General features: G+C 70.8%; 1 pseudogene. It reads left to right on the forward strand.

What is annotated here, in order from left to right:
• Positions 1 to 213: pseudogene (locus tag SB751_RS32170) on the forward strand (hypothetical protein); the annotation flags it as partial.
• Positions 214 to 260: the final 47 nt, after the last annotated feature.

The raw sequence follows: 260 nt of genomic DNA on the forward strand, positions 1-260 counted from the left end.
GTGCGGGTCCAGTCATGGTCGGCGGCGAGGGCGGCGTCCTGCACATGCCAGGGGGCGGCGGCCAAGGGCGAGCGCTACGTGGCCAGCGGCCGCGTCGTCAAGCCGGGCAAGCGCCTGTCGATCTGCCAGGTCGAAGTGCATGCCTACGAGGGCGAACAGGCCACGCTTTGCGTGATAGGCTTGCTCACCGCGGTACGCGTGACGCCGCGTTGAGCCGCTTGCGGCGGGGGGCCGCCGCAAGCCTTGTCGCACCTTGATCG

Origin of the sequence: Cupriavidus sp. SIMBA_020, from assembly GCF_046535395.1 — a bacterium.
Lineage (GTDB): Bacteria > Pseudomonadota > Gammaproteobacteria > Burkholderiales > Burkholderiaceae > Cupriavidus > Cupriavidus campinensis.